The sequence below is a fragment of the Flavobacterium sp. GSB-24 genome, from assembly GCF_027924665.1.
GTDB lineage: Bacteria > Bacteroidota > Bacteroidia > Flavobacteriales > Flavobacteriaceae > Flavobacterium.
The window spans coordinates 3,331,651-3,357,207 of sequence record NZ_AP027043.1 but is presented as its reverse complement, the minus strand read 5'-3'; the positions used below and the strand labels follow the sequence as shown (position 1 = coordinate 3,357,207).

At 33.7% G+C, this 25,557-nt stretch carries 19 protein-coding genes; 5 read left to right on the top strand and 14 right to left on the bottom strand.

The annotated features are described in order from the left end of the window. Nucleotides 1–81 precede the first annotated feature (81 nt). Together QMG60_RS14540 and QMG60_RS14535 are read right to left on the bottom strand one after the other, a co-directional pair. Complete coding sequence (locus QMG60_RS14540; protein ID WP_281865397.1) at nucleotides 82–972, bottom strand: alpha/beta hydrolase; 891 nt, start codon at nucleotides 970–972, stop codon at nucleotides 82–84. A gap of 219 nt (nucleotides 973–1,191) precedes the next feature. Beyond that, nucleotides 1,192–3,651 (bottom strand): sensor histidine kinase, encoded by a 2,460-nt coding sequence (locus tag QMG60_RS14535; RefSeq protein WP_281865396.1) that lies wholly within the window; start codon nucleotides 3,649–3,651, stop codon nucleotides 1,192–1,194. A 209-nt stretch (nucleotides 3,652–3,860) separates the two neighbouring features. Here QMG60_RS14535 and QMG60_RS14530 point away from each other — a divergent pair, with 209 nt between their 5' ends. Continuing rightward, a complete protein-coding gene (locus QMG60_RS14530) occupies nucleotides 3,861–5,837 on the top strand; it encodes a sigma 54-interacting transcriptional regulator (protein WP_281865395.1) in 1,977 nt (658 codons plus the stop codon). Here QMG60_RS14530 and QMG60_RS14525 read toward each other — a convergent pair. The 9 genes from QMG60_RS14525 to QMG60_RS14485 all read right to left on the bottom strand — a co-directional run bounded on the left by QMG60_RS14525 (nucleotide 5,834) and on the right by QMG60_RS14485 (nucleotide 18,637). Further along, nucleotides 5,834–6,619 carry an alpha/beta hydrolase gene (locus QMG60_RS14525; RefSeq protein WP_281865394.1) on the bottom strand — a complete coding sequence of 262 codons (786 nt, stop codon included), beginning with the start codon at nucleotides 6,617–6,619 and terminating at the stop codon, nucleotides 5,834–5,836. The two genes, QMG60_RS14530 and QMG60_RS14525, sit on opposite strands and share 4 nt — an antisense overlap. 172 nt (nucleotides 6,620–6,791) lie before the next feature. Further along, a complete protein-coding gene (locus QMG60_RS14520; protein WP_281865393.1) occupies nucleotides 6,792–7,322 on the bottom strand; it encodes a hypothetical protein in 531 nt (176 codons plus the stop codon). 4 nt (nucleotides 7,323–7,326) lie between these two features. Then, complete coding sequence (locus QMG60_RS14515) at nucleotides 7,327–7,944, bottom strand: isochorismatase family cysteine hydrolase (protein WP_134141525.1); 618 nt, start codon at nucleotides 7,942–7,944, stop codon at nucleotides 7,327–7,329. A 56-nt stretch (nucleotides 7,945–8,000) separates the two neighbouring features. Further along, nucleotides 8,001–8,822, bottom strand: a complete 822-nt coding sequence (locus QMG60_RS14510; RefSeq protein WP_281865392.1) for an alpha/beta hydrolase — start codon at nucleotides 8,820–8,822, stop codon at nucleotides 8,001–8,003. Nucleotides 8,823–8,904: 82 nt separating this feature from the next. Beyond that, the gene (locus tag QMG60_RS14505) at nucleotides 8,905–9,675 is read right to left on the bottom strand and encodes an alpha/beta hydrolase (protein WP_281865391.1); all 771 of its coding nucleotides are present in this window, start codon (nucleotides 9,673–9,675) and stop codon (nucleotides 8,905–8,907) included. A 310-nt stretch (nucleotides 9,676–9,985) separates the two neighbouring features. After that, nucleotides 9,986–12,937 (bottom strand): Ig-like domain-containing protein, encoded by a 2,952-nt coding sequence (locus tag QMG60_RS14500; protein WP_281865390.1) that lies wholly within the window; start codon nucleotides 12,935–12,937, stop codon nucleotides 9,986–9,988. Nucleotides 12,938–13,236: 299 nt separating this feature from the next. After that, a complete protein-coding gene (locus QMG60_RS14495; RefSeq protein WP_281865389.1) occupies nucleotides 13,237–13,830 on the bottom strand; it encodes a hypothetical protein in 594 nt (197 codons plus the stop codon). A 193-nt stretch (nucleotides 13,831–14,023) separates the two neighbouring features. Next, nucleotides 14,024–15,448, bottom strand: a complete 1,425-nt coding sequence (locus QMG60_RS14490) for a SusD/RagB family nutrient-binding outer membrane lipoprotein (RefSeq protein WP_134141535.1) — start codon at nucleotides 15,446–15,448, stop codon at nucleotides 14,024–14,026. Nucleotides 15,449–15,460: 12 nt separating this feature from the next. Continuing rightward, nucleotides 15,461–18,637 carry a SusC/RagA family TonB-linked outer membrane protein gene (locus tag QMG60_RS14485; protein ID WP_281865388.1) on the bottom strand — a complete coding sequence of 1,059 codons (3,177 nt, stop codon included), beginning with the start codon at nucleotides 18,635–18,637 and terminating at the stop codon, nucleotides 15,461–15,463. A gap of 705 nt (nucleotides 18,638–19,342) precedes the next feature. Here QMG60_RS14485 and QMG60_RS14480 point away from each other — a divergent pair. Further along, nucleotides 19,343–20,563, top strand: a complete 1,221-nt coding sequence (locus tag QMG60_RS14480; protein ID WP_281865387.1) for a DUF763 domain-containing protein — start codon at nucleotides 19,343–19,345, stop codon at nucleotides 20,561–20,563. Nucleotides 20,564–20,642: 79 nt separating this feature from the next. Here the strand turns inward: QMG60_RS14480 and QMG60_RS14475 are convergent, their stop codons facing one another. The 3 genes from QMG60_RS14475 to QMG60_RS14465 all read right to left on the bottom strand — a co-directional run bounded on the left by QMG60_RS14475 (nucleotide 20,643) and on the right by QMG60_RS14465 (nucleotide 22,288). Then, the gene (locus tag QMG60_RS14475; RefSeq protein ID WP_057118242.1) at nucleotides 20,643–21,089 is read right to left on the bottom strand and encodes a hypothetical protein; all 447 of its coding nucleotides are present in this window, start codon (nucleotides 21,087–21,089) and stop codon (nucleotides 20,643–20,645) included. Between the two features lie 125 nt (nucleotides 21,090–21,214). Continuing rightward, entirely contained in the window at nucleotides 21,215–21,895 is a 681-nt protein-coding gene (locus tag QMG60_RS14470) for a hypothetical protein (RefSeq protein ID WP_281865386.1), read from the bottom strand. A 198-nt stretch (nucleotides 21,896–22,093) separates the two neighbouring features. Then, nucleotides 22,094–22,288, bottom strand: a complete 195-nt coding sequence (locus QMG60_RS14465; protein ID WP_057118243.1) for a hypothetical protein — start codon at nucleotides 22,286–22,288, stop codon at nucleotides 22,094–22,096. Between the two features lie 256 nt (nucleotides 22,289–22,544). On the opposite strand from QMG60_RS14465, the gene QMG60_RS14460 reads away from it, so the two are divergent. From QMG60_RS14460 to QMG60_RS14450, 3 genes are all read left to right on the top strand, one after another. Next, complete coding sequence (locus tag QMG60_RS14460) at nucleotides 22,545–23,999, top strand: NAD(P)/FAD-dependent oxidoreductase (RefSeq protein ID WP_281865385.1); 1,455 nt, start codon at nucleotides 22,545–22,547, stop codon at nucleotides 23,997–23,999. Between the two features lie 410 nt (nucleotides 24,000–24,409). Next, nucleotides 24,410–24,991: a TetR/AcrR family transcriptional regulator gene (locus QMG60_RS14455; RefSeq protein ID WP_281865384.1), complete on the top strand. Its 582-nt coding sequence runs from the start codon at nucleotides 24,410–24,412 to the stop codon at nucleotides 24,989–24,991. A gap of 54 nt (nucleotides 24,992–25,045) precedes the next feature. Beyond that, nucleotides 25,046–25,546, top strand: a complete 501-nt coding sequence (locus QMG60_RS14450; protein ID WP_281865383.1) for an acyl-CoA thioesterase — start codon at nucleotides 25,046–25,048, stop codon at nucleotides 25,544–25,546. Nucleotides 25,547–25,557: the final 11 nt, after the last annotated feature.

Below are 25,557 nucleotides of genomic sequence, written 5' to 3'. Positions count from 1 at the left end.
GCCCGCTTTATTTTAATACAGAGAATTAACCAACTTTTGATATACCTGCATTAAGTACATTTAAAACCTTATTCATTACATTTATTGTGACAGAAAGGTATTTATATACCCAGCAGTCAATAATGGTTCTTGATGCTGCGGAGCGTGGCCAGCATGCGGAAGTATAATAATCTGCACAGTAGGAAGCTCACGAAGCAGCGGAAACCAGTTTTCTATAGCAGCGCTAATATCGTTGTCTCCCGAGATTACTAAAATTGGCACAGTGGTTTCTTTAAGTTTATCTCTAAGTCCTTCTTTATCTTCTACCGCTGCACCACCGGCTTGAAAATACAGCTGAAAAACTTCCATTGTAGAAGGAATTTTAGACACATCAAGTCTCTTGCGTATTCTCTCATAAGAAATCTTAGCGGCTTCTATTGATTTTTGAGATTTTGGCTCATAAAAAAGAATAATTTCATCATCAAAGTCATTTATTGGTTTTACCGCGGCTTCTAAAAAAGCAGATCCTATCTCCACTACTCTTTCTCCTAATGGCACCGCACCAATAACAACTGCACGAGTTATTAATTCTGGATATTCAAGTGCCGCAGCTTGTGCAATTAATCCTCCCCAAGACCAGCCTAACACAACTATTTTATCCAGTTTTAAATAGGAAGCCAAATCTTTAATATCTTTTGCGACAGAGATTACATTTGTTGGCAGTGTTCCTGTAGAATAACCGATTCCAGTGTAATCAAAAGTTATAATACGAAAGTTCTCCGCAAGTGTATCTAAAAATAATGGATCCCATGTATCCAGAGTACCTCTAAAACGGTTGCTTAAAATAATAGGTGTTCCGCTACCGATGGAGCGATACGCCAGTGTTCTTCCCGAAAGTTCGGCATATTGAGTTTCACTGCCATGCGCGGTATCTTTCTCATTTCTGCCAACTACAGTTGTCAGTATTAATGCATTTAAAGAATTTGTTTTCATAATAACTTTGTTTTTTATAATATATTGATCACTCTATTGTCTAAAAATCAGCATCTTATAAATGCTCGAAATAAACTAGAACAATTCAAGTACCAAAACATAAACAGTTGATTATAAACACTTAAAGCACTATTTTAAAATATACTTTTTTATATTTCGCCATGCTTAGTAGCAAATTTGTGAAATATGATAAAAACAAATTCAATATCATAAAGCAATTTAGATATCCAAAGTTACATCTGGTTTCTTCAAATACTTTTTATTAAGAGGATGTTCTGGCTTAAACTCCAATTTTAGAATAGTACCGTTATTGTTTTCCATAACCAATTTTCCTTCCAAGTCATCACTCAGACCTTTTATTAAACTCATACCAAAAGAATCAGATTTATTTGCGCTTAAAGCAGTATCAATTCCAATTCCATTATCTGAAATCGTCAGCAAGTATTGATCTCCTTCTGTTTTTTCAAGTATGATACTAATGATTCCACCCGCGTTATCTGGAAAAGCATATTTAATTGAATTGGTAATGGCTTCATTCAAGATAAGCCCTATCGGAATGGCCTGCGCAACATCTAACTCTAACTGCTCAACTCTAATTTCAAACCGAATTCGCTGTCCTATAGAAAAAGAATCCTTTAAATATTCAACCAATTCATTGATATAGCTGGGCATATTAATTGTTGCAATATTTTCTGACTTATAAAGTTTTTGGTGAATCAATGACATGGAGTGTATTCTGTGCTGGCTGTTTTTTATTGCAGACAAAGCCATATCATTATTTAAGTAAGCTGCTTGCGAGCTTAAAAGACTTATTACCGTTTGCAGATTGTTTTTTACCCGATGATGAATCTCTTTCAACAGCCATTCTTTTTCATCTAGTAAATGTCTAAGATTAATATTATTTTGGTTGATTTCTCTTTCTTTAATCTCCAGTTTGGCGTGATTTCGTTGTTTTAATCGATATCGGTTATACAATAACCCAATAATTATCAGCAAAAGAACTAAGCTTCCACTCGAAACATTATTAAGCAGTTTCGATTTTTGCAATTCACTTTGCTGCAGTTTAGATTGATTGTTTAAAAGTCTGATTTTCTGTTCTTTGTTTTTAGTTTCATATTCAATTTTTAGCTCTTCAATTTGTTGGTTTTTGGAAATACCGTGCACTGAATCACTAATTTTTTTATAATTTTGAAAATGTAGTAAAGCATCTTTATAATTGCCATTGATCGAATCCATTTTATAAAGCAATATGTTAAGCATTTCTGTATTAGCAGTACTAATACCTCTTTTACCAAACATTAGTATTTTATCTGTGTAGAATTGAGCTAATTTAGGTCTGTTTGTATTGATGTAGAACAAAGCCATTGTAGTATATTGATGCGCGATTTCTCTGGTTGTTTCAGGTGTATTAAGCTGTTTCGAATAAAAATCCATTTCCTTAAAATATTTTTCAGCCTGAATATTATCTTTTAAAGCTTCATAACAATTAGCTTTAATAAAGGCAACCGACATTTTATCGAAAATACTTTTTGGAGGGTATTGTGCGGTCATGGAATTAATGTAAGCAATAGCTTCTTTATTATTCCCTTTTAACGATAAAGCCGCAACAGCACTAAAAAAACTCTTATACCAAGCTCCCGTATCTAAATTATTTTTTCCTATTTTAATACTTTTTTGATATAGCTGCAATGCCTCCTGATTATGGCCGTATACATTATAAACATCACCCAGACGCATGTAAAAAATGTCTGCAAAAGTATAATCATTTTCAGTTTCCATTCTTTTCACGCTTTTTAAGGCGTAGTATAAAGCTGGTCTTATATTATGCTGATACAATTCGAGAAAGGATATAGTTGTTTCTGCAAACTGCTGATGTGCAAAATCAATTTTTCGTAAATCAACTAAATTTTGATAGAGCCTCTTTTTTGCTTCTCGTATTCTTCCTGACCAAAAATAAATAGTAGTAATCTTAGAATAATTTTCGATTCTTTTTTCCTCTAATCCTAATGAAGCATAAATTGAGATCACTTCGTTAAGTATTTTTTCTTTTTCTGGATCTTGATTAGACAAAACATCTGCTTTGGCTTCTAGACCCCGCGCTAAACCCAATTTGTCTTTACTTTTTCGGCATTCGTTTATAACCTGCGAAAAGCATTTTATACTTTGGGACTGATTATTGGCCTGAAAATAATATTTCCCCAGCAATAACATACTTTGATGCTGCCATTTTACTGTTTTGATTTGATTACTTTCTGCAATTGCACTGTCGATATAGTGTTTTGCGCTTTGAAGATCTATTGGTTTAGCACCTGATTTAAATAGATAAAAACTTCCTAATTGTAATAGCAGTTTAATCTTCTCTTCTCCTTTTAAATTTGCGAGAAGCGTTTTTGCTTTATCAATATTTCCTTTTTCGATTAAATCACTTCCAATTGATATCTTGTCACTAAAACCTTCATCATATGCCAGCATCAAAGGCAATTTATAGGCTGTAGCAGCTAAAACAACGGAGCTGTCTGCATCTATTGCCCCTTGATTAGCATTATACAAATACATTGAACAAAGCTGGAGTAATAACCTTTTTTTAGGAAGGTCATATTTGGCAACTTTTACAGGCACTTGAGCTGCTGCCGAACAAATAAATAATAAAGTTAAATAGTAACACAGCTTTCTTTTCATAATCAGCTTTAAATCAGGTTATTGTTTTATTTTGGTTTAAAAACAAATATAGAAATAAACAAGAAAGCTCTTTTAAAAATATCAAGAAAATTCACATTAAATATGATTTTATTGCTAATATTTTAAAAGAAACAACTAGATTATTTCTAAGAATTAACTATTTTTATATCAATTAATTACAAGATTTCTAATCTCAATAATAGTCTAACATGGGAATGCTCTATAACGAAACCCCACAATCTGAAAATCTAGTAAAAAAAAGTATACTTATTGTTGAAGATCAATTTGTTGAAGCACATGATCTCCAGCTAATTCTTGAAAAAGCAAATTATGAAGTGCTTGGAATTGCGCGTTCTGTAGATCAGGCTCTGGGAAAACTCCAGACTCAGACTCCAGATCTTGTATTTCTAGATATCATGCTGAAAGGTGATAAAAATGGAATAGACCTGGCTCACATTTTGAAGAATAGAAACATTGGATTTATTTTTATTTCGGCAAATTCAAGTAAATTAATTCTCAATGAAGCCAAAATAACCTGTCCTTACGGATTTATTATCAAACCCTTTAGAGAGCAGGATATTTTGACTACTCTGGAAATTGCTTTTTATAGACAGCAATACAGCTTAGAATCTCAGTTAAAACATCAATTTCAACTTAAAAATAATATCACTGATTTAATAAACTCAAATCTAAATCTTGAAGACGGTTTGATTTCGTTTGCCAAAATAATTCAGACTTTTATTTCATTTGATTATCTAGAGGCTGGATTTACTGATACTGAGCAGTATTCCAACATAGGTGTTATCCGTAAAAATATAGAAGAATATCAACTTGTTCCTGTAGCTAAACTTTCTAAAATAGCGGAGATTTCGAGTAGAGAACTAGATGAAACTTATAAAAAATCTCAGATTGATCTGCATCCTGCTATTTACAGCAGAGAATCTTTGATTAACAATTTTCAAGTTTCTCCTATAAAAGGAATAATTGCTCATAATTTCGGCATTAAATCATATTTGGTTTTCCCATTTTCAATAGGAAACTCACAAAAGTTCAGTGTTACTTTCTACAGCAGGGATTACAATGCTTACTCAGATGAGAATTTGAATTTATTAATTCCTATTGAAAGCACCATTTGCCATTTTTTTACGCAGTTATATTCGGATAAAAAAACAATTATTGAACCGAAAACAAAAGCAGTCCCTCAAAATAAAGAACTATCAGAAATTACAAAACCAGGTTTTGAAGGCATAATTGGCAGCAGCTCACAGATGGCAACGGTTTTTAACTATATCAAAAAAGTAGCTCCCTCTGAGACTTCAGTTCTAATTTTGGGTGAAAGTGGAACTGGAAAAGAAAAAATTGCGCAAAGTATTCATGCTTTATCTCCACGAAAAGAAAAACCTTTAATTATTATAAACTGTGGTGCAATCCCTGAAAATCTGGCTGAATCTATACTTTTTGGCCATGAAAAAGGCGCTTTTACAGGAGCACAGGAAAGACGTATTGGAAAATTTGAATTGGCAGACGGAGGTACAATCTTTCTAGACGAAATTGGAGAAATGCCACTGACACTTCAAGTCAAATTACTGCGTGTTCTCCAAGAAAAGAATATAGAACGTGTTGGCGGATCCGCACCTCTGAAAATTGATGTGCGAATTATAGCAGCGACAAATAAAGATCTTGAAAATGAAGTTGCTGCTGGGCGCTTTAGAATGGATTTATATTACAGATTATATGTTTTTCCTATTTTGGTGCCTTCTCTTAGAAACCGAATTGAAGATATCCCAGAATTGGCAGATCATTTTATAAAAATGTATAGTGAGAATATGAATATAAAACCTCCAACACTTTCTAAGGCCGCTTTACAACAGCTTATAAATTACAGCTGGCAAGGCAATATTAGAGAAATGGAACATGTTATACAGCGAACATTACTGCTTAATGAAGAAAATACAATCAAAACTATTGAATTTTCGCCATCATCAATACTTAAAACAGAGCAAAACACAGAATCATTTTCAATTAAAACAATGTTGGAAAATGAGCGTGATTATATTCTTTATATTCTTAAAAAATGTAATGGAAAAGTTTCTGGAGCAGGCGGGGCTGCAGAAATTCTAGATATCAATCCTTCCACTTTAACTTCAAGAATTAAAAAACTGGAAATCAATAAAAAAATAAACTAAGATATTTTATCCAGCCATTGCACGATATGCGATGCAGTTTCTTTCCAGTGAGGCTCCAATACAACAAAATGATTGCGGTCGTCGAAATTTTTGTAGCAGGTTAAAGAATGGACATTTCTGTATTTTTTAAAATTCCAATAAATTAATTTTGGACTTACAATTTTATCTTGTGAGCAGGAAATTAATAAAAGAGGAGAATGTCTTTTTTTGAAATTTATTACAGCTTTTTTTGAAAATAAATCTCTTAATACCTTTTGAGATTCTGGAATAGCGTATTTCTCATATTTAGTCGATTGTTCGTAATACGAAACATTATTAAAAAAAATATGCTGCCACTTTTTGAAAGATAATTTATGTGTTTTTTTTAAAGAAATTAAATTGGTAGAAAGGCTAAAAATGGTTTTATAAAATGTAAATTTTGCAAACGCACATCCTGATGGCGGAAAAGAATTAATGCAGATTCCAGCCGATGCTAAATCTTTCTGAATCAATAACTGTACTAAAAGACCACCATAAGAATGTCCTATTAAAATAGGCTTTTCGGGAAGTATTTCAATTATTTCTGTATAATAACAAAGAAGGTCTGATAAAGTTATAGTTCCAATTTTCTGTGTTTGATTTTGCATTCTTAGATTTTCTGTACTGTCGTTTTTATAAAGCCATGGCGGCGCAACAACTTTATAACCTCTTTCCTCCAAAAAAACAATCCACTCTTCCCAATAGTGATGACTCACAAAAACTCCAGAAATGAGCATAATGGTTTTGGTGGTGGTTGCATACATAATACCTTCTTTTAATATTTTGCCCTATTTTTTTGCAGTACAGGTGAAGTTCATTTGAAGTAAAGTATAAGAAAACGCCCAGTCAAATAACAAGACGTTTTCTTAATTTTTCTTTATAAGATTTAATAAAATTATGCAGCAACTCTAACATTTAAAGCAACTCTTGATCTCTTTACTTCCAAATTTCCAAAAGAGCTTTACTCTCAATGTCCTTTGCAAATAGTGGTGTTTCTTCTTTATTATGCATTGATACATTTTGCCCCATAAGAGATTTAACAGGATTTAAATCGGTAACACCTGCCTTTTTGAGCAATGAAGAAAATTCATCTGTAGTTAAAATTGTAACTACATTAGTAAACTCACAACTATTCTCTGTAATCTTTTTTACTTTGAGTTCCCAGACTATTCCTAATTTAGTTCTGCCTAAAGGAGAAAAAGAGTCTGATATTGAGTTTACTTTACAATAGTCTTTCTCTCCTATTTCTTCAATGTAATTTTGTATTAACAGTGTATCAGCAACCTGTTCAACATTTATAGACATTCTTTTTCCATTTACAGAAACAGATCTGCCTGCAGCAATATGTGAAGGCGAACAAGCTTGATATTCGTGGCTTTTTAAACTAAAGAGCCATTCTGTCAGATCAATCTTTTCTATAGGCGCATTAATTAAGGCTGTTGCACTGCTTTCTGAAATGATTTCCATTACTTCAAGATTTAGGACTATTTACAAATTCTTCAGTAGTCAACATCGCATGTCCATAATTTGGAAAAGTAATTTCGACAGTAACCCGAATTTCTTCCCAATTGAATGCAGCTATTGCATCTTTAACCAGCGTTACATGATAACCCAATTCTACTCCATATCTAGCTGTTGAATCAATACAGGTGTTGGCTCTCATTCCTGCAAGTATGATATGATCGATATTATGTACTCGCAATAAAAAATCCAGATCTGTATTGGCAAAACCGCTGGCTGTCCAATGATTTTGAGCTATTAAGTCACCTGGCTGTGGTTGAAGTTCAGGATGAAACTCAGCTCCCCAAGTATTTTTTTCAAACAAGACAACTTTCTGACTTCCTTCATGAGAAGGTGCTAAAAATTTCCAATTTAAATAATCAGGTTTCGTTGTGTGATGATGCGGAGCATAAATAACTTGTATTTTGCGGTCTCTTGCTCCTTCAATTAACTTTTTAAGATTTTGCACCAGCGAAATACCTTCTACTGTTTCTTTTGTAAGCGGATAAAGTTTCCCTCCCTCAGATAGAAAGTCGTTGAATGGGTCAATTAATATCAGGGCTGTTTTTGAATATTTACTTGCATCCATTTTCTTTTATTTTTATAATTCGTCTTCTAAAATGCACATAGATTTCAAAATGAACCTTAGGATTTAATGAAATTAAGTATATCTAAATTCACTTTATCAGCATCTGTTGTTGGTATTCCGTGGCAAAGTCCTGGATAAGTGATCAATTTTCCATTTTTTACAAGTTTAATAGCTCTTAGTGCTGTAACATTATGAGGAACAATTTGATCGTCTTCGCCGTGAAGTATTAGTACTGGATAATCAACGCTTTTTAAATCCTCTGTAAAATCTGTTTCAGAAAATGCTTTTATGCAGTCAAAATGTGCTTTTATGCCGCCCGCCATTCCCTGACGCCACCAGTTATCCTGAATTCCTTTTTTTATAACTGCCCCTTCTCTATTGTATCCGTAAAAAGGAAAAGTAATATCCTGATAAAACTGTTGTCTGTTATTTGCTGTATTAAAACGGATATCATCAAATACTGCTAATGGCACTCCATCAGGATTATTTTCGTTTTGAATCATATATGGTGTTACAGCACTAATCAGTATCACTTTAGACACTCGATCTTTACCATATTTTGCAGCATATCGAATGGCTTCACCGCCGCCAGTCGAATGTCCGATATGAATCGCATCTTTTAAATCTAGAAAAGCTGTAAGTTCTGCTACATCTGCTGCATAGGTATCCATCTCATTACCTGTAACTGTTTGTGTAGATCTTCCGTGCCCTCTTCTATCGTGTGCAATTACTCTAAATCCTTGGTTTAGGAAGAAAAATAATTGTGCATCCCAATCGTCTGCTGACAATGGCCAGCCATGATGAAAAAAAATTGGTGTTCCAGTTCCCCAATCTTTGTAATAAATCTCTGTTCCGTCTTTTACTGTAATCTTAGTCATATTAGTTTCTTTTTAATAGTTATTATAATTTTAAAATGAATTCTATTTCTGATCATAAATTTTAAGCTTTTGTCAAAAGCATTTATAAGTTTTCGTACCACTCGATAATATAATCAGCTACTGTTTCCCATCCAGGTTCTCCGCATATAAAGTGGCTTTTACCTGGAAAAATCTTCAAATTAACTCTGCTGTTTTTGTCTTTATATTTTTTTGCCAGCGTTGTTGTAAGAGATGCAGGAAAGATATTGTCGCTTCCCCCTCCAATAAACAAAATAGGATTATGAGCTTTGCTAAAATCAATATTAGAGAAAGAGTTCAAAACAAGTTCACGGCTTACTTTATAACTTTCGGGAACTGCAATGCTGTCAAAAGCAGCTGCCCTTTCTCTTTCGGGCAATGTGTTGAAAAAACATTTGTCGTACCAGTCGCGGCTGCCCATAAAATATTTTGAAGACGAAAAAAAACCAAAAGCCGGCAATACCGATTTTAATGTTTTAAAGGGAGGAAAAACATTCTTTGGAGGAGCTCCGTCAATACTAACTGCGGCGTCTGCCTTGCCGAGTTCCAGTAATTTCATAGCTGCCATTCCTGCCATCGAATGCCCAATTATTAATGGCTTTTCAGGCAGGCTGTCCACAAGTCTTACAATGTTGTCAACTACATCTACAAAACCTGTTTGAACAAGATCGGGATGAACCTGTTTTCTTAAATCAGAAGGATTTCCTTCGTGACCCGGATTGGCTGGCGTATAAACCTTATAGCCTTTTTCTTCATAACGTTCTTTCCACCTTGCCCAGCTTGTGTCGTTTACAAAATTCCCGTGTATGAGAATAATGGATTTAGATTTTGTCATAAGATTAATTGTTTAATTAGTAATAGCATAATCTGAAATTGATAACTGTTTGGATGACAGTTTTTTTTAATTGTATACAATTATGCCAAAACAGAGAACAACAATTATACTAAACAAATTAAGCCTTAAAAATCAAACAAATAGGCACTTTATTTGTTTTCTCACTTACTATATTTCGCAAATTAGTATCGATATTGTTAAATATAAAAACAGTATTGAAAACAAATATTTGACTTGAATCATCAAAAAACAAAAAAACAACCCGAAGGTTGTTTTGCTAAAATTAGTATTTCGTAAAATTATCTTTAAATCATTTTACAATAAGTTTTTTAGAAACATTAAACGCATCTGAATTGATGTTAACAATATAAATTCCTGATCCCAAATTATGATTGATTTTAGCAGAAGAAGTATTAACCTTTTTGATCAGGACTTCTCTTCCAGTGATATCAGTAATTGTTAATGTTGCCACATCGCCTGTTTTTAATTCTGGCAGCACAATATTAAATTCATTATTAGTAGCTGGGTTTGGGTAAATGCTAATCAAATTATTCTCAGCCATTACTTCTGGTTCATTTACGCTGGCTTTTTTTGCAGTTGAAGTTGTTTGAAACTGCCATTGTGCGCTTTCCCAATTATTTTGAGCTCCCGCATATTGAGCAGAACCATTTAGGTTTTCTATATGAATCATGCTGCCTGTCTGCCATCTATTTTTAATTCTTACCCAAGTTCCATCAACATTTTCGCTTGACCATTGCGCACTCCACCAAGAAGTCGATCCAGCAGTACATTGTACAGCTCCTGTCAGATTTTCAATATGCATGATATCTCCAGTTCCCACATTTTTTAGTATGAAATACGTTGCGTCAATAGCGACTTTTTCCCATTTGTAATTATTATTTGCTACTGTTGCACCATATCCCACATTTGCTCCTGCATCATATAAATAATTATTTGTCCACTTATTTTTAATCGTAAAATAATTTCCTGTCGGCGTATTAACCGAAATTACAGCTGTACTTGTTTTATTTCCATCTGCAGTTGTTACTGTGATTGTTGCTGTTCCGTTTGAAACTGCAGTCACTAAACCTGAATTATTTACGGTTGCTACACCTGTATTATTGGAAGCATAGCTAACTGATTTATTGGTTGCATTTGATGGTAAAACAGTCGATGTCAATTGCTGCGTAGATCCTACCGCAAGTGTTGCTGATGTTGGATTAAGACTCACACTTGTTACAGCTACATTAGATGAATTTACCGTAACTGCTACAGCTGCCGTTTTAGCTCCATCTTGTGTAGTCACCGTTATTGTTGCTGATCCCGATGCAACGGCAGTGATTAAACCAGCAGAATTTACGGTTGCTACACCCGTATTATTAGAACTATACGTTACCGTTTTGTTTGTAGCATTTGCTGGAGAAACAGTCGGTGTTAATTGCTGCGTCGCTCCAGCGCCTAGAGTTACTGCTGCAGGCGAAACGGTTACTCCTGTTACTGGAACTGATGTAGTGGAACAATTAGAGCTCTGTGTCCAAGAAAATGTACCAATAGCGCTGATTTCCTCATTAGCTGTGGCATTTCCGCCTCTGTTAGAATAATTCATGTTGCAATAAGTTCCGTTTCCACTAGGAGAACCTGCAATAAGAACAAAATAACCTCTGCCCCAATTTCTATTAAGTACATTATTATTTGGGAATTCTTTGCCTGTTCCGTTGATGGTTATGTCTTTAAACGAAAGATTATAAATACCGTCACCAGACCTTTTACTTATAGAAATAGCATCATTTCTAGAATCAAGAATATCAATATTGTAAAACTGGACATTCTTAACCTGAGTTCCCGCATTACTGGCACTAAAAATATCTACAGCCGCTACAGGATTGTTGTAAGTGTCATTAAAAGTTCCGCAGGCTGTTATTGTAATATCATGTATTTCATGCATGCCGTCGTTGTTAAATGGCGCTCCATCAAAATTATTACTTACTCGAATACCTGCTTCCAGATTGTCTTTTATAATTAAATTATAGGCTTTGTTATTTTTTCCTCCATAAATAGCTAAACCAGTGGCACGCCAGCAGTTTTCTGAGGTGTTGTATCTAAATGTATTATTGATACATTCCTGCCCATTTGCAGACCAAATTGCCTGATCATCATCTCCATTATTTCTAAAACTGCAGTGCTCCACAATTGCATTTGCGGTTCCTTTGCAAAGATTAATTCCATCGGCATAATTGTTTCTAAAACGACAATGCGATAGTGTAAAGCCATCTGCTATTGCAGGACCGCCAGTATTGTATTGTGCAATCCAGGCACCACATTCAAAATGTTCTGCCCAGATGTTTTTTATTGTAGAACCAGCTGTAAAAACACCATTTATAGCTTTATAAGAATTACTTCTGGAAGCTGAATTTGTTGTTAAATAAAGATCACTAAATGAAATATTACTTGCATTAGCGCGCAATCCACCATTTAAACTGCTAGTGTTGGTAAAATTAATTTGAGTATACCACATTCCTGCTCCTATTAAAGAAGTACTGGCAACACCAAAATACAATTCTCGATTAACGCTGTAAACACCACTTGGAATAAATATCTTTTTACCGCCGTTTGCATCAATAAAAGTTTGAAGATCGCTTCCGCTTCCAGTATAAGTTACCGAACCAGCTGGAGCTGTTACGGCAGTTGGAATTGGTTCCATCTCAGCAAAATCCAAATGCAGATTACCTGTTTCTCTAACTAGTTTTAATGTTCCAGAAGCAGGTATTTTGCTAGGAAGTTTATAACGAACTTCATCAAATCGCATCCTTGGGTTTTGGTTGGTAATTCCGTTATTATTCGGATTTCCATTGCTCCATAAATATTCCCAAGACCAGGTTGAAGTCAAAGTCAGTGTTGTAATTTTTGTATTTCCATTATATACGCCCAGAGTAGCCGTTTGTCCGTCGGGAACACTGTATCGAAGTACGAGTCCATCAGCAGCTTCTGTTAACGTCCATTGCACAGTTGCATTAGTCGCAGACATGTTTACACATTGCTGGTCTGAAGATTCTGATTGAAGATCGGCTTGATTGTATGATTTTGAAGTAGTTGTACTGCCGTTAGACAATTGTCCTAAGTTTGCTTCATATCTTTTATACGGCGCATCATAATATCCACGCTGCGCATATAAGTTTGAGTTCAAGAGGATGAAAAAGATCCACATTATAATAGGACAGCATTTGCCCTTTTCTAAAAAAATAGCAGGTAATTGTTTTCTCATAATTTTCGGTTTTTTAATTAGTAAGGTTTCCTAAAATAAGGATATAACGAAACTAGACCTAAAAAATAAATTAAAGAAAAGATGTGTTAAAAATCAAGATTCACACAACGATTTCTTCATCACAAAACACTAAAAACCAATACGATACATTTTTAAGAAATAAAAAAGAATCAAGAATAAGTATAGATACAATAAGGACATTTTGTTTTGCATACATAAAAAAATCACTTCTGCAAATACAAAAAAATGCAGAAGTGATTATTATTTTAAAGTGATACAAATACTTTTATTGTATATTATTATGGATTGACAATATCCATATACGGAAGATTAAAACTACCATCTGTAATATTTATTACTGCACCTGATTCCATGTTTCTAACCTTTCCAGAAAATGTACCTTTAATTCCGCTTTTACTTACAGATTCAATTTTTACAGTAAAAATATCATCAGCAGTTCGTGTGTTGTAAAGTATAGTTCCGTTTGGAGTTTGAATTGCATATCGTGCAACCATTCCTTCATCAACTGGTGTTGAATAAGTACCAGCAGTAATGTTACCTCCTAATTTCCATATTTCAAAATCTAGTGAAGGTGGCAGCTGTTCCCCAACTTTCGTAGGATGGGGCGCTTCAAATCCTCCTATTACGATTTGCTCGAAACGATCATCGTTACCGCCTCCCTGAAAGTTTACAGTGTAAAAATCTATTTTTCGACCATCCAGAGTTGCTCTAAAATAATAATCGGATGCCGTTTTATCAGATCCGCCATCATCACTTGAACAAGCAGATAATAGTACCGCAAAAACTGATACATAAAAAAGTTTTTTAAATAAACTTGCTGTTTTATTTTTTAATGCTGACTTCGTTATTAAAAGACTATTGCTATTCATCATTGTATATTTTTTTGATTAATAACAAATTTACTACTGGTACATTCTAGAAACAATACCTGTATTCATGGTTATTTGCTATAAGAAATTGTAGAGCATAAAATGGAATATAAAAAGAAACCCTTCAAAATCAAATGACTTTGAAGGGTTTATATTTTTGAATGCTACTTAAAAGTATTCTTTTCAGAATCTAGTTTTATTTGGCATCAAACCATAATTTTGTAGTTAACAAATCTTTTCCTTGAGCAGTTATTGCCGCTTGGTAGCTAACTCCATTCAATGATTGTTCTGTACCTGGATAGAAGAAACGAGAAGGTATTTGCCCGTCTAAAACTGTCGCAGGACCTGCTTTCAATACAGGATAATCAAGTCTTCTCCACTCTGTAAAAGCATCAAGACCTTGTCCGTAAAAAGCAATCCATTTTTGAGTTCCTATAGATTTGGCATAGTTTGTTGCATCGTATTTTACTGAAGCTTGATTAAGATAAGTAGAAATAACTGCTGCATCTGTAATACCAAATTGATTTAATGATGCTGTAATTGCATTTTTATAGAACTGCTCTGCATCTCCCGCAATGAAACCGCGGGCTGCAGCTTCGGCAAGATTAAAAAGTGTTTCTGAATAAGAAGCAATAACAGCTGGTGATGATGATGTTAAGAAATAAGTACCTGGTTTTGATGTTTTAGCAAAACCTTGACTATTAGCATCACTATTTGATAATCCGTTAGCGCCGCCAACATATTTACCAACGCTCGCATCTGACGGAAGCTGAGCATATACAGGTAAACGCGGATCTGATAATGCACTTAACTGATCGACCATTGTTTTCGAAATACGGAAATCATCACGAGTTTCAAACCAAGCTGATGCTGGATTTTGCTGAGGCGAACTGATATAAGTAAACTTAAAAGTGTCATTGTTACTGCTTAGTAAACCAGCAGCATCAGATGTTGCTTCAATAGCAGCCTGTTTAGCTAATTCAGGTTCTTTGTCTGAAATTCTCAAAGCTATACGAAGACGGAATGAATTTACCAGTTTTTTCCATTTTGAAATATCTCCTTTATAAACCAAATCACCCGTTACAGCACCGCTTGATGCGTTTAATAATGACTGAGCTTGTTTTAAATCTTCAAGTAATCCTGTATAAACTTCCTTTTGAGTATTATATGCAGGAGTTATTTTTTGACCTGCTTCTTTATAAGGAATACTTCCGTAAGCATCTGTCAACAATAAAAATGTCCAAGAACGCAGCGTTAAAGCAATTCCTTTATAGTTTGGATTTGCCTGTCCATCTGGGAAATTAATAATTGTATTTAAATCCGTAATTAAAGTTGCATATCCAGTATTCCACAAAGAAGTGAAAGAAGTGTTCGAAACATCATATCTGTCTGGTTCCGTATATTGGATTTTAGCCCAATGCTGTACAAACAATAGAGACGAGTTAAAATTGTTATCTGCACCCCAGTATAAATCAGCCCCTTGTTTTAACGATCCTGTTAACAGGTAAGGTGCCAATGGTGTTTCAGTTGCATTTGGATTTTTATTGATATCATCCAACGTATCGCTGCAAGAGGTCAACGTTAATGCAAATAGAGTTATATAGGCTATTTTTTTTAGCATGATTCTGTATTTTTAGAATTTAAGATTAACATTAAGACTGAAATTTCTGGTTGTTGGCAAAGATAAACTCTCCAAACCTTGAGCATTTCCAGTATTGAAAGCTGTTTCTGGATCAATATTTGGTGCATCTTTGTAGATAAAGAACAGGTTACGGCCAACTGCAGTAATACTTGCTCCTTCTAACCCCAGTCTTTTGGCAAATGCCTTATTTAAATTGTAAGACAATTTTATTTCTCTCATTTTTACAAAAGTTGAGCTGTAGATATAAGCCTCGCTAATGTTGTATGAAGCTTTGTAATATTCTTGAGCACTAATAACTTGAGTATTTGGAGTTCCATTATCGTATACTCCGTTAAAAATCATTCCATCATCATATACAGTCGTTCCAGCTGGAGGAGTTCCAGTTACTAAAGTTTTCGTAGTACCATTCAAGTAGTAGCTTAAACCTCCATTTGCAGCATCACGACCTGGAAGTGTCTGCGCCAATACTCCTGTATAAGTACCAGTTCTGTTAGTTCCTGAGAAAATTTCTCCACCTACACTTGCATCAACAAGGAATGATAACTCAAGGTTTTTATAAGTCAATGTATTCGTAACACCAGCTAAATAGTCTGGAGTATAATGTCCTAAAACTTTCTTAGTCGGATCAGCTTTTGGCAATCCATTTGCTCCTACTACGATATTTCCGCTAGCGTCACGCAGGTAAGCAGTTCCATAAAGTGCTCCATATGCTTGTCCTACAGATGCTAATACATCAACACCTCCTGATGTACCTATTGTATAGTTTTGAATCTGTTTTGCATAATCCAAAATCTCCACTTTACTTCTGTTTCTAGAATAATTGGCACCAATATTCCATTTGAAATTTTCCGTCTGAATCGGGCTTCCATCCAATTGAACTTCTATACCATTATTGTTGATTTTACCAGCATTAATTAACTGAGAGTTGTAGCCACTAGATGCAGTTGTTTTAATTTCCAAAATTTGGTCGAAACTATTCGTGTTGTAATAAGCAACATCAAAATGCAGTCTGTTTTTCCAGAAAGAAGCTTCTAAGCCAACTTCAGTTGAACGAGTTGTTTCTGGTTTCAAATTCTCATTCAATTTCTTTTGTGAAGAAGTTTGAATAGGGTTTCCATCAAATGCAGTTTGGAAATTATAAACTGTTGATAATTGGTAAGGATCTGCATCGTTACCTACTTCAGACCATCCACCGCGTAATTTTAAGAAATCAAGCGTACTACTTTTCAGTTTCAAAGCTTCAGATAAAATCAAACTTCCATTAACAGAAGGATAGAAATAAGAACGGTTACTGCTTGGTAATGTAGATGACCAGTCATTACGAGCTGTAAGGTTTATATAAGCATAGTTTTTATAGCCTAATTGAGCAGATGCATAAGCGCTGTAAACTCTCAATCTTGACAAATAATTTGAAGAAGTTAAAGGGTCTCTAGAATTTGTTAATGTATACAAATCTGGTACTGCCAAACGAGGTGCTTTTTGATAGTTATTTGCATCACTGTGATTACGAATATTGAATCCAGCAAGAGCATCTAAACTAAAATCATCATTTAGTTTTTTAGTATAAGTAAAAATACCTTCTGTATTTTGCTCATTTACAGTGTAAGCATCTTCTGCATACGATCCGAAAGGAGTTCCGTTTGTACCATATTTAATGGTGTATTTTCTACGGTCGTTATAATAATCAACTCCTGTACGGAATTTAAAATTAAGTCCTTCAGCCAATTTTGCATCCAAATGAACGTCACCAATTATACGGTTACGCTGCTGACTTGTTGTATTATAATATGCATTCCAATAAGGATTACTATAATAGCTATTGTTCCAGTTAACATCTCTATTACTTTCTAACTGATTAATATCAACCTGACGACCAAACCAAAGAAACTGCAGCATTACACCAGCAGCACGGTTTCCAGATGGACCACCTGGCAGCGCTGGAGCATTAGTTGTAATATAATTACCCGTTACCCCTACTCTTATTCCTTTAGATATTTGATAATTTGTGTTGATTGTAAAGTTTGTTTTGTTTACTTCACTATTCGGTACCGTTCCTAATTGTTTTTGATTGTTTACTCCTAAACGGAAATCTGATTTTTCGTCAGATCTGGCAACAGAAATACTATTGTCGTAAGTAACACCTGTATTAAAGAAGTCTTTTACATTATTAGGATGCGCAACAAAAGGCACTGCCTGGCCGTTTGAGAAAAATTGAGGAATAAGTCGTCCGTCCATTTTTGGTCCCCAGCTTTCGTCAACACCATCATTTATACCGCCTCCTTTACCATCTACATAACTAAATCTTCCGTTTGATCCTTGTCCGAATGTATTTTGAAAACTTGGCAGTGTAGCTACTTGAGAAATCGTAATACCAGAATTTAAAGTAATTCCCAATCCTTTTTGACTTTTTCCAGATTTAGTAGTAATCAAAACCACACCATGCGCAGCACGTGATCCGTAAAGAGCCGCAGCATTTGGTCCTTTCAATACTGTTAATGTTTCAATATCATTTGGATTCAAATCGGCAATTGCATTTTTAAAGTCACGAGTAGCTCCACCCACACTTCCTAACTGCGAGTTATCAACAGGAACGCCATCTACCACAAATAATGGCTGGTTATTTCCTGCGATAGAAGTTTCTCCACGAATAATAATACGAGAAGATCCCATATCTCCTTGAGAATTTGTAATACGAACACCAGCTAATTTTCCGCTAAGACTGTTTAAAAAGTTCGTTTCTTTTGTCTCTGCAATATCTTTATTCTTAAGTGCTTGAGTTGTATATCCTAAAGATTTCTTTTCTTTTGAAATACCAAGTGCAGTCACTACAACTTCTGATAACTGGTTTTGTTCTTCAGTAAGCTCAATAACCACAGCATTTTTATCGACTACAACCTCTGCTTTTTTGTAGCCTAAATAACTTACTATTAAAGTATAAGGAAATTTTTGTCCAGTTTGAAAATAAAACTTTCCGTCAAAATCTGTTTGAACTCCGTGTGTAGTTCCTTTTATATTAACCGAAGCACCAATAACAGGGTCTTTTGTAACCGCATCTATTACTGTTCCTTCTAGTTTAGACTGGATCAAGGGTTTTGTTTCTTGAGCTTTAACTCCTATGGAAATCAACAAAACACATAACCAGATATAGCTATTTAATTTTTTTTTCATTACTTAATTTTAGTTTTATAAATAAGGCAGATCGAAACGGATATATCATTTTCAAGCTCCTTATAGAGATGTACAATTTCTTTAAGCTTCGTCATTTCTGCTGCAACAGAAATGTTTTTTTGTATCTACAAACACATTCGTTTTTTCATTTTTACTTTTTTTTTTTGATTACTATTATTTTGGCCTATACAAATATTTCGACCCTTTCAGGTTCATTTTTTTTAAATTTTTATATGAATTAAAAAAGAGAAGGTTTTAACCGTAGTAACTCACAAGCTATAGAATGATAAATGAGTCTTTTGTATTCAGAAATAAACATACAAATGGTCTTAATCTCAATGTTTTCAACTTATTTTTTAAACTCTACTAATTCGATAGAACAAAAGTAAATTAAATATTTAAGTTCCCAAATTTTAATTTAATTTTCTGAAAAAAAAATGTTAACAAAAACGTTTTAGTAATTTTAAACTACTATAAACAAGACAGTTATTGAATAAGGAATTTTTACAGTTTATGTAAGATTTTTATTTAAAACGAAATTAAAAAATGAAAAATATTGACTGAGAGAATGACTTTATTTGCATTTTTTTTGCATCTAAAAGTCAAAATACAGTCAAAAAAGATGTAAAAACGAGACGAGAAGATTTAAGAAACAATTAAAATTATTAAAATCATTTTTGCCTATTTTTGTAAAAATACTTTCAAATGAAGCGTTCTGGTACAGCTGATCTCCCACTACACTATGGACAAGTTCCATTATGGCTCTCCGAACGGATGTCTAAACTTGGTTTTGCAATTGTTGAAACGATTGCTTTAGAATTTTCAACTTCTGAAGTTATCAGCAAGCTTAGTAATCCTTTTTGGTTTCAAAGCTTTGGTGCCGTAATGGGAATGGACTGGCACTCTTCTGGAATTACAACTTCTGTACTTGGAGCACTAAAAAAATCTGTAAACCCGCACTCTAAAGAACTAGGAATCTATATCTGCGGCGGCAAAGGCAAACATTCTATGTTAACACCGCAGGAACTTTTGTTTGTGGGTGAAAAAACAGGACTTGATGGTAATAATCTTGCCAACTGCAGCAGACTTGCCGCTAAAGTTGATAATACTGCTATTCAGGATGGATTTCAATTGTATCAGCATAATTTTATTGTTGATAATAAAGGTCAATGGGCCGTAATACAACAAGGAATGAACCCTGATTCTAAAACTGCGAGAAGATACCATTGGCATTCGCCGGGTTTAAAATCTTTTATTGAAGAACCTCATACTTTTATTTATGGTGAAAATCAAGGAACTATTTTAAATCTTACTGCTCAGGCGGCGGCAAAATCCAGAGAAGGAATTTTAGAATTAGCGAAAGAATCTCCAACCAAAATAATGAAGGAAATGCAATATCTTTCTATGCCTGCGCATCATGATGTGAGAATGGAAGATGTTAACATGAAAAGACTCGGCGCTATGCTCTGGGCAACTCACGAGAATAAACCTGAAGATTTTGAAGAGCTATTGCTTTTAAAAGGAATGGGACCAAGAGCTTTACAATCATTAGCACTTGTTAGTGAAGTAATTTATGGCACCCCTACCCGATTTGAAGATCCTGCGCGTTTTTCATTTGCTCACGGCGGAAAAGACGGACATCCTTTTCCTGTTCCTGTCAAAATCTACGATGAAACGATTGATACTCTACAAAAAGCAATTCACCGTGCTAAAATTGGCAACTCAGACAAAATGGCTGCAATTCAAAAATTGTCTGAAATATCTAGAAAAGCAGAAGAGAATTTTACACCAAATTCCAATTTTGATGCTTTAATTCAAAGAGAAAGAGATGAATCTTATAAATATGGAGGAAGAACTATTTTTGGAGAAGCTAAACCTCCTAAAAAGAAACCTATAAATCCAAATAATCAATTAGAATTATTTTAAAATTAAAAATTTATCAAATAAAAAAAACTCCAAAATCAAATGACTTTGGAGTTTTTTTATTAATAGCTTGTTTAAAATATTACATTAAGTCGTTAAACTCGTGTAAAGATTTTAATGTATTTTCGTAAAATAAGATCGCAGCGATAAGATTTCCTTTATCTGAATAAGGCATCATTTTTCTTTGAAACTCTACTGTAGTATCTAAGAAAGTTGTAGTACCAACTGCTTGATTATCTAATATTTTCTTGTGATCACTATCGTCTGGAATACCTAAATCTGCCATTGTAACACCTGGTTTAGTAACCAAAGCAATATATGGAAGAGTTTTTACTAGAACTTTAATACGCTCAATGTACAATTCTAAAAGTTCTCCTTTTTGCATACCGCTCAATTCTTTTTGGTCGTGGTATTTACGGATTAAGGCTGTTGTACTGATAATACTTCTTGGGGCATTTTTTGCCTGTGCTGATATAGCGCCAGTCGTCAAGAAGAAAAGGAAACTTAGTAAAATAATTTTGCTTTTCATTTTAATGTAATTGGTTGTTGATTAATGACAAAAATATATAATTTAACTTAAATTGCAACTTTATTGATTTCTTTTTTTCTGAAAATTTTAACAAATTGATATTAACTCAGTCAGAAGCGGTATTTTTAGTACGATTGCACCAATTTAGGAGTATTATTTTCTATCTCTTCTGTTGGTTTTATTATTCTAAAACGACTTGGGTATTTTATCCAGATACTTTTTTTGTTGCCATAGTAATCCATAAATTCTTCGCATACAAAAACGGCATGCGCTTTTGACCAGGCCACAACGCCACAGTATTCACTTCCAGACTGTCTTTTCAGCTTCTGCACTTGTTTGCCTTTTGTAAATCCTAAGTATTTGTAGATTGTAGGTGTATAAACTGTACCGTCTTCCAGATCTTCTAATGCTTTATCAAAAGTCGATTCTTTATCGATAATTTGCTTGTATTTTCCCATTACGGCATAGGTCAATATTGCGTAGTCTGTTATTCTTTCACTTTCGCAATTGTCTTTAATGTAAACAAACCCAGCTGAAGTTTTAGCTATTTTAATTTCCTCATCTTTTAGAAGAAATGAGGCGTTATTCTTTAATGTGATCTTTTGTAAACTATCATTTATCTTTTCAGTTACAAAAAGATTATCCAATCCATAAACGTTTAAAGATGCTTTAATAAAAGCAATTGACGAGCAATTTGTGCGTTCTCCTTGTTTAAAGCTTTCGAATATTTTATCTGCACTTAATTGTGAATAAGAACTTGAATAGACAAACATTAAAAGTAAAAATATTGAACTGACAGATTTCATCGAATTTAAATTTTTATAATTGGTTTGCACCATTTTTTTGGAATATACAGTTTTACAAATCTATAAAAATCAATTCATAGTTCTTTTTTTAGTTCTGAACTTTTTTGAAAAATTTTAAAATGTGAGTAATACTGCTTAAATAACAAGTAGATAGGTCCAAAAAAAATAAAGCGCCTTAAAATTTAAGGCGCTTTATTTTTATTTTTTTTCTTCATTGTTCATTTTGTCATCGAAATCAGGTTTTTCACCTTTAAATTTATGAGTGTCAACATCATAATTCTCATCATTTGTTAGAACTTCATCATGATCTTTATATTGATGTTTTCTCGTATCACTGCGATTATCAGAACTATTATCTTTAGTAATATTCTGATTTTGATTATTTGTTTTCATAATTTCTACATTTTAATTTTTATTAAAATTAGTCGAAATATGTGCTTTAGCACTTATATAATCCTAGCAAAAAGTTATAAAATACTCTTATAGATATATGCATATAATCAAAATCATCACGTTTTAACTGTAAGTTTGAAAAACTCATTTTGTACTGGTAACCTTTTACCTTAAATTTGCACAGCTGTAAATGTGAGAAAATATTATTCCCATTAAATTGTACCGAAATACAATTAGATCCAGCAAATGAACGAAAGTGGAAAAAGAGAAAAGAGATAAAACAAGCTGGACTATTTGTAATGAGTGTCAAGGACGTGGCAAAAAAAGCCGCGGTCTTAGTGACAAAGCGCGACGCCAATACCAGCATGCACTAGACCAATTTGAAAAAACAAATGGCAAAGGAACAGCTCCTATTCGACCTAAGGCTCACCAACATACTTGCTTAAATTGTAATGGATCTGGATTGATTCCTTCTGACAATCATCCTGAAGCAGATACAGAAAATTATCCCCATGTTGCTATTATTGGCGCCGGAATTGGCGGAGTAGCATTAGCTGTTGCCTGTTTACATCGGGGTATTCCTTTTACGCTTTACGAACGTGATGCTAACTTTGCAGCTCGATCTCAGGGTTACGGACTTACTTTGCAGCAAGCAAGCAAAGCAATCGAAGGATTGGGTATTTTTTCTTTAGATGAAAAAGTAATTTCAACAAGACATTTAGTTCATACTACAGAAGGAAAAGTAATTGGAGAATGGGGAATTCGTAAATGGCTGCAGCAGGATGCTAAAAAATCTTCGAAACGCACCAATATGCATATCGCACGACAATCTTTACGATTAGCATTACTTGAGCAGCTCGACGGAAATAATACTGTACAATGGGGACATCAACTAATTGATTTTAAAGAAAATGATGATGATATTGAACTGAATTTTCAAGTAAATGGAGAACTTAAAACATCTAAAGCCGACCTTATCGTTGGTGCCGATGGTATTCGCAGCTCGGTTCGCAGATTATTGATTGGTGAGGATGTTACGCCTCTTCGCTATCTCGATTGTATTGTAATATTAGGAATTTGCCCTTTAAGCGCTCTAATAGATGTTGAGAGTTCTTTATTAGATTCAGCAACTGTATTTCAAACTGCCAATGGAAATGAACGAATTTATATAATGCCTTACACGGCAGATTCTGTAATGTGGCAGCTTAGTTTTCCAATGCCGGAAGAAGATGCTAAAGCGTTAAGCGCACTTGGACCAAAAGCACTTAAAGAAGAAGCTTGCCGTAGAACACAGTGGCATAATCCTATTCCTCAAACTTTATCAGCGACAATGGAAGCGCAAATTTCTGGATATCCGGTATATGACCGTGAATTACTCCAATCTGAATTACTGGAGAAAGCTGGAAAAGTTACACTAATTGGAGATGCAGCCCACCCAATGAGTCCATTTAAAGGACAAGGAGCCAATCAAGCTTTACTGGATGCACTCACACTCGCACGAGGAATTTCAAAAGAATGCCGACCGTTTTCTGAATGGAGAAAAAAAGGAATTAGAAAAACTGTTTTAACCGACTTTGAAACAGAAATGCTAGAACGCAGTGCTGTTAAAGTAAAAGACTCTGCAGATGCGGCACAATTTCTTCATTCGGAAATCGTACTTCACGAAGGCAATGAACCGAGAGGACGTTGTTTGAAAAAAAAAGAAGCTTAAAATTCTTCTATTCTAATTTTAAAATAAATATCGTGTACTTTTTCTTTCATCAAATCTTATAACTGATGAAATTCCCCTACAATATTTCTCAAAAATGACAATAATAGCACCCATTTCTTAAATTTGATGGAGATTATTAAATAAATAACTATAATTGCATCAAACTATTGAACTTTTTACACACTTTGCGATAATTCGATCATTATAAATAAAGATTTTGTAGTAAACATAAAATGGAAGATTATGTTTATGGACAGCCCGCCTTATGCTTCATGTATCTGGCGGGTTTTACAAATTATAATGTCTAATAAATACAAGCATTACTTATATTGAAATATTTAAAACCTTTTAAATACCGATCGGTATTTATTGTTATATTTACTGAGAATTTTAATTCAACTTAAAAAATCATGAATACTTCTGAGTTTATATTAGAAAAAGTTTCCCCAGTTTTCAACAAACAAGGATATGTTGGAACCAGTCTTACAGACATTACAAATGCAACTGGACTTACAAAAGGCGCTATATATTGTAATTTTTCTAATAAAGAAGATTTAGCATTACAAGCTTTTCACTATAATATAAACGAAGCAATAGCACCTTTGTTTAAATTAGTCGCTGCTACAGAAGGCAGTATAAATAAACTTCATGCCGTAACCAATTATCAGCGCAGTTATTATGATTTAGTCAAAGACAGAGGCGGATGTCCGATGCTGAGAGCAGGAATAGATACAAAATTTATTAATCCGTTATTGTTTAAGGCCGCACAGCAATTATCTCAAAAATTTATTATCGGTCTGACTACTATTATTAATGATGGAATCTCTGCTAGTGAAATTAAAGAAGATACAGATCCTATTAAATATGCCAAAATAATTTTATCACTCATTGAAGGAAGTTCACTTCTCGCATTTACCCATAACGATGAAAGTTATATAGCCAATGCTATGGACTTTATAGACAGTACTATAATTGTCGCTATTACCAAATAAAAATTTTTTAACCTTTCAAATACCGATCGGTATTTGATGCAATACATTTATAAAATGGAAAAAATACTAAAAACAAAAAGAAAAGTTAGATTTCAGGATTGTGATCCTTTTAATCATTTAAACAACTCGAAGTATTTAGAATACTTTATTAATGTGAGAGAAGATCAAATCGCAGAACATTATGATCTTGATATTTTTAAATACATGAAAAAAACGGGTCTCAGCTGGGTTGTGGCTTCTAATCAAATAAGTTATCTGAAGCCAACATTTACAATGGAAACGGTTTTAATTGATTCACAATTAATTCAATATACAGATAATTTCCTGCTGGTTGAGATGAAAATGTGGAACGAAAGTGAAACAGAACTAAAATCTGTTTTATGGATAAAGTTTGTACATTTTAATCTTCAAACTCAAAAAACAGCCAATCATTCTGATGAATTGATGCAGTTATTTCAATCGGTTGTTGTACCTGTAGACCAATCTATTTTTGAAAAAAGATCTATAGAAATTATTCAAAAATTAAAAAGCAGAACGGAAGTGAAACAGCAATAAAGCTTCAATAA

What these genes read in the sequence shown, in the direction of transcription:
- QMG60_RS14485 (WP_281865388.1), bottom strand. Translation starts at nt 18,637, where the DNA reads ATGAAAAAAAAATTAAATAGCTATATCTGGTTATGTGTTTTGTTGATT.
- QMG60_RS14475 (WP_057118242.1), bottom strand. Translation starts at nt 21,089, where the DNA reads ATGAAAAGCAAAATTATTTTACTAAGTTTCCTTTTCTTCTTGACGACT.
- QMG60_RS14465 (WP_057118243.1), bottom strand. Translation starts at nt 22,288, where the DNA reads ATGAAAACAAATAATCAAAATCAGAATATTACTAAAGATAATAGTTCT.
- QMG60_RS14495 (WP_281865389.1), bottom strand. Translation starts at nt 13,830, where the DNA reads ATGATGAATAGCAATAGTCTTTTAATAACGAAGTCAGCATTAAAAAAT.
- QMG60_RS14535 (WP_281865396.1), bottom strand. Translation starts at nt 3,651, where the DNA reads ATGAAAAGAAAGCTGTGTTACTATTTAACTTTATTATTTATTTGTTCG.
- QMG60_RS14455 (WP_281865384.1), top strand. Translation starts at nt 24,410, where the DNA reads ATGAATACTTCTGAGTTTATATTAGAAAAAGTTTCCCCAGTTTTCAAC.
- QMG60_RS14500 (WP_281865390.1), bottom strand. Translation starts at nt 12,937, where the DNA reads ATGAGAAAACAATTACCTGCTATTTTTTTAGAAAAGGGCAAATGCTGT.
- QMG60_RS14505 (WP_281865391.1), bottom strand. Translation starts at nt 9,675, where the DNA reads ATGACAAAATCTAAATCCATTATTCTCATACACGGGAATTTTGTAAAC.
- QMG60_RS14510 (WP_281865392.1), bottom strand. Translation starts at nt 8,822, where the DNA reads ATGACTAAGATTACAGTAAAAGACGGAACAGAGATTTATTACAAAGAT.
- QMG60_RS14450 (WP_281865383.1), top strand. Translation starts at nt 25,046, where the DNA reads ATGGAAAAAATACTAAAAACAAAAAGAAAAGTTAGATTTCAGGATTGT.
- QMG60_RS14520 (WP_281865393.1), bottom strand. Translation starts at nt 7,322, where the DNA reads ATGGAAATCATTTCAGAAAGCAGTGCAACAGCCTTAATTAATGCGCCT.
- QMG60_RS14530 (WP_281865395.1), top strand. Translation starts at nt 3,861, where the DNA reads ATGGGAATGCTCTATAACGAAACCCCACAATCTGAAAATCTAGTAAAA.
- QMG60_RS14490 (WP_134141535.1), bottom strand. Translation starts at nt 15,448, where the DNA reads ATGCTAAAAAAAATAGCCTATATAACTCTATTTGCATTAACGTTGACC.
- QMG60_RS14470 (WP_281865386.1), bottom strand. Translation starts at nt 21,895, where the DNA reads ATGAAATCTGTCAGTTCAATATTTTTACTTTTAATGTTTGTCTATTCA.
- QMG60_RS14540 (WP_281865397.1), bottom strand. Translation starts at nt 972, where the DNA reads ATGAAAACAAATTCTTTAAATGCATTAATACTGACAACTGTAGTTGGC.
- QMG60_RS14525 (WP_281865394.1), bottom strand. Translation starts at nt 6,619, where the DNA reads ATGTATGCAACCACCACCAAAACCATTATGCTCATTTCTGGAGTTTTT.
- QMG60_RS14515 (WP_134141525.1), bottom strand. Translation starts at nt 7,944, where the DNA reads ATGGATGCAAGTAAATATTCAAAAACAGCCCTGATATTAATTGACCCA.
- QMG60_RS14480 (WP_281865387.1), top strand. Translation starts at nt 19,343, where the DNA reads ATGAAGCGTTCTGGTACAGCTGATCTCCCACTACACTATGGACAAGTT.